3 protein-coding genes are annotated in these 3,742 nt (G+C 55.9%); all 3 read right to left on the bottom strand.

All coding sequences use genetic code 11. The annotated features are described in order from the left end of the window. Window positions 1-8: 8 nt before the first annotated feature. A complete protein-coding gene (locus tag O6929_14300; protein MCZ6481552.1) occupies window positions 9-566 on the bottom strand; it encodes a tyrosine-type recombinase/integrase in 558 nt (185 codons plus the stop codon). A 305-nt stretch (window positions 567-871) separates the two neighbouring features. Continuing rightward, window positions 872-2,632 (bottom strand): reverse transcriptase domain-containing protein, encoded by a 1,761-nt coding sequence (locus tag O6929_14295; protein MCZ6481551.1) that lies wholly within the window; start codon window positions 2,630-2,632, stop codon window positions 872-874. Between the two features lie 694 nt (window positions 2,633-3,326). Then, the coding region (locus tag O6929_14290; protein ID MCZ6481550.1) for an Ldh family oxidoreductase at window positions 3,327-3,742 on the bottom strand (416 nt) is incomplete at its 5' end.

The following is a 3,742-nucleotide window of genomic DNA, read 5'->3' as shown; positions in this document are numbered from 1 at the left end:
GCCGCCCCCTAAATATTGAGCGCCCGCATCGCCTCTTCCATATCATCATCAACAATATGCGTATAGATCATCGTCGTCGAGAGCGAGGCGTGCCCCAGCGCTTTCTGCACCAGCCGGATGTCCTTACTTGACCGATACAGTTCTGTCGCATAAGTATGCCGGCACATATGGGGATGCACGTCTTTTCTAATCCCTGCCTTTTTGGCTCGCCGCTTCACCATAGCCCGCAGCTGCGCGCTGTGCATTCGACTACCCCGGAGCGTCGGGAAACACCACGAACACGCCGGGGCCTCTTCGCACCAGAGGCGCAGGAGATCAAGCGTTTCATCCCCAACCCACACCTGGCGGTCTTTGTTTCCCTTACCTTTGCGCACGACGAGCTTACCGGTCTGCAAATCCACATCCCGCCACGCGAGGTTCAGCACCTCACTGGCACGCAGGCCGGCGTTGAGCATGAGCTTAATAATGCACCGGTCGCGTCTGCCGGTGGGGTAGTAGCGGCTCGGGGCAGAGAGGAGCGCGGCAGCTTCTTCGCGGGTGAGCACTTCCGGAAGTCGTCTGGGCATGGACTATCTCCTCCAGTAGCGCAAAGGACCATTTTCGCTATTTTATCGAAATCTTTTCTCCTGGTGCAATCACCACTGCACAAAAACGCTAGTATATCCGAATTTCACCCCTCTGACACGCCAATCCGAACCCTCAGACAACGAGAGCGTTAAAAAGTGGGGGTATTGAGTGGGATCAACGACTTATGGAGGCAAACTCTAGGCGCTAAGAGTTTGAAAACGGGCCGATTCTCTGTCTCTGTGACATGTCACTGGCGGCACTGATCCAACCATACCCGTTACAGTCGATAGACGGATCGCTCCGTCTACCGCTGCTCCAGATCGGAGCGTGCAAGTTTCCCTGCACTCCGCTCCTCAGTATTCTGATGCTGATCACGCAGACCCACCGGGAGATACTCCCTTTGCTCCCGGGTTTTTACGTCATGGCAATGTCCATGTAAAACTTGCAGATTGATCAGACGGGAGTTCTTTCGGTTCCCATCAATATGGTCAATCTCAAGTGGATCATCATGTTGGAAGTACAGCCCGCACCCGGCACAGCGCCCCTTTTGCTTTTTCAGCAGTGTGGCCAGTCGAGGACTGACCGTGGGGTACCGTCCTTGTCGAGCACTCCAGTACACCCAATCTCCATCGTAAGGACTCCGATGGCCGGCGACTTTGAAATGTCTCCGGATCGGCACCTCGTTATGGAAGGTGAGAGAGATTAGACCTCCACGGGTAGCCGCTGTCGCAAAGACCCAGCGCGCGTCTCGTTGGGTCCAGTAGCGCTTGACTACCCATCCGGCCGTTTTCTTGGGGTGTCGCCAGTTCGCCCAGTGACGGAGCTTGGCCCACATGAGGTAATCGAGCCGACTGAAAGTGGCTTTGCTTACCCCGCTGCGGTAGTAATTCGCCCATCCCCGAATCTTAGGGTTGAGTTTTTGGATCAGGGCGACCTGGGGCCAGGCCCTGGCTTCCCTTACGATCCGACCGAGCTCCGCGAGATGATCCGCCACGTTTGATTTGGCCGGTTTGATCAGCGTTTTGTGCCCGAGGGGAACCCCTTGGGGTGTGGTTCCGGATTGGTGCTTCCCCACTCGATACTGACGGATGTGGAAGCCAAGAAAATCCATTCCGGGCTGATCGCCTTCCAAAGTGTGACGAATGCGGGTCTTGGTTGCGTTCAGCGCCAGTCCGATGTCGGCCAGCCACGTCGTCAAGAGTTGCTGGCTGTGTTCTAAGACTGAACGATCCGGATGCAGCACCATGCAGTCATCTGCATAGGCGATGACACGAGCCTCCGGATAGACCTCGGTGATGGCTTCGTCTATCCCATGCAGGGCGATCAACGCTAACAAGGGCGACACACTGCCGCCTTGTGGCGTTCCCGCCGTGGTCGGGGTAAACGTGTCCGCTTCCATGATCCCGGATCGCAACCACGCTCGGACTTGCCGACGAATACTCGGTGTCGATTGGAGTTTGGCCAATAGAGCCGAGTGATCGATGCGGTCAAAACATTTCGCAATATCGACCTTTAACGCATACTGCGGCCGATACTTGATGCAATGAAAGATCGCTTCGATGGCATCGTGACAAGAACGACCTGGACGAAATCCATAGAAATGGGCCGACAGCTTGGCTTCCCACTGCGGTTCCAAGGCCTGACGCACGAGCGTCTGCTTGGCCCGATCGTGTTGGGTTGGAATGCCGAGCGGCCTCTTCTCAGAAGTGCCGCGTTTCGGTATCCAGATACGTCTAAGCGGGGTGGCTTTGCCATCCAGACGAAGCTGGCGAGCGAGCCGCCATCGTGCAGGTGCTTTTAAGGATTTTGCACCATCGATTCCCGCCGTGCGTTTCCCTTTATTTTCCTGAGTCACGCGACGTACCGCCAAGAGCCGGGCATACCAGGATTTGCTTAACAGATTCTGGAGTTTACGTACCGTCCTGACATCTCCACGTTGTGTGGCTTGGTAAATTCGCTTTTGGAGGCGGAAGACATGCCGCTGAACTTTCGTCCAGGGAATCTCTTGCCAGGCCGCCATCAGGTCCTTGGGGTCCTGTGTCTTGGCTCGTGGCCTCTGACTCACCACTTTACCTTTCAGAATACCGGCCCGACGTCAGCATATCCCAGGCACTACCCTGGGCCTTGGCTTCTTCGAGCATCCTTCTCTCCCATGGCATCCGGTTGGCACCTACTCCGTGGGGTGATCCGCCCGACAGAGAACCATGGGAGGTTACTCCGTTCCCAGTTTCCATTGCTCGCATCCTTAGGGCGATGCTGTCCACCGGGGTTATGTGGCAGTGCAGGCCGGTCAGTTCCAGAGTCTGCCAGCGCCTTATCCTGTGCCGTTTTGGCTCCAGCGCATCAGCCTCTTGCGCTGGCTGTTAATCACGATGGCTCAACTACATCTTCGCTTTCGCTGCCCATAGATGCTTGCTAGACGGGATACCCAGATTGAGGCTTCTAGATTCCGCCGTTTATCCCCGCTTCAGACCTTTGAGGACCAGTCTCTAGCCTGGGGGGTATGCTTTCACTCCTGCACCTGGAGGGAGGGACTTGCACCCTCATGGAACACTGAGTTACAAGGTTAATAAAAACCTCGCGGTCTACCCGAAAACGCACGTTTCCTTTCGACCAACGGGTCGCACCCCAGATTTTAACGCTCTCCAACTTGAGAGTGCGACCCCCGCTCAAAATGACACCGAAGTTCATAAGGTGTCAGGTCTATCAGCCCTTATGGGTTGTAAACGTTACCGAAAGACGGGAGTGATGAGCCATTATCAGCAATAATCCAGCAAACGTTTGTGCAGATCGTCGCTGATGGAAACCCCTTCATTCTGGGTTTGTACACGCTTCGCAATGCGCCGGTCTCCAGGTAGCCGAACGCCCTCCTGACTCAGCATTGCCGACAACAGGGTCTCCAGACGCGCTGGAAAGTCGGTGCCTCCAAACGCCGAAGGATCAATGGTAATCAGAAACTGCCCGAGATTGGGTGGGTCACCACGATGATTGGCGGTGCTCGACGCCTCAAACGTAAAACTCGAACCCGTTACACCTGCCGACAAGATGTCCACCATCAGAGCGAGTGCAGCTCCTTTGTAATCCCCGAATGGAGCCATGCTCCCCTCAAGCCCTGCCCTGGCATCTGTGGTCGGTTGACCGTCCTTGTCAAACGCCCACCCTTCGGGAATCGGCT

It is taken from the genome of Candidatus Methylomirabilota bacterium, assembly GCA_027293415.1.
Taxonomy (GTDB): Bacteria; Methylomirabilota; Methylomirabilia; order Methylomirabilales; family CSP1-5; genus CSP1-5.
The sequence above is the reverse complement of the archived record's forward strand: the minus strand, read 5'-3'. Positions and strand labels throughout refer to the sequence as shown.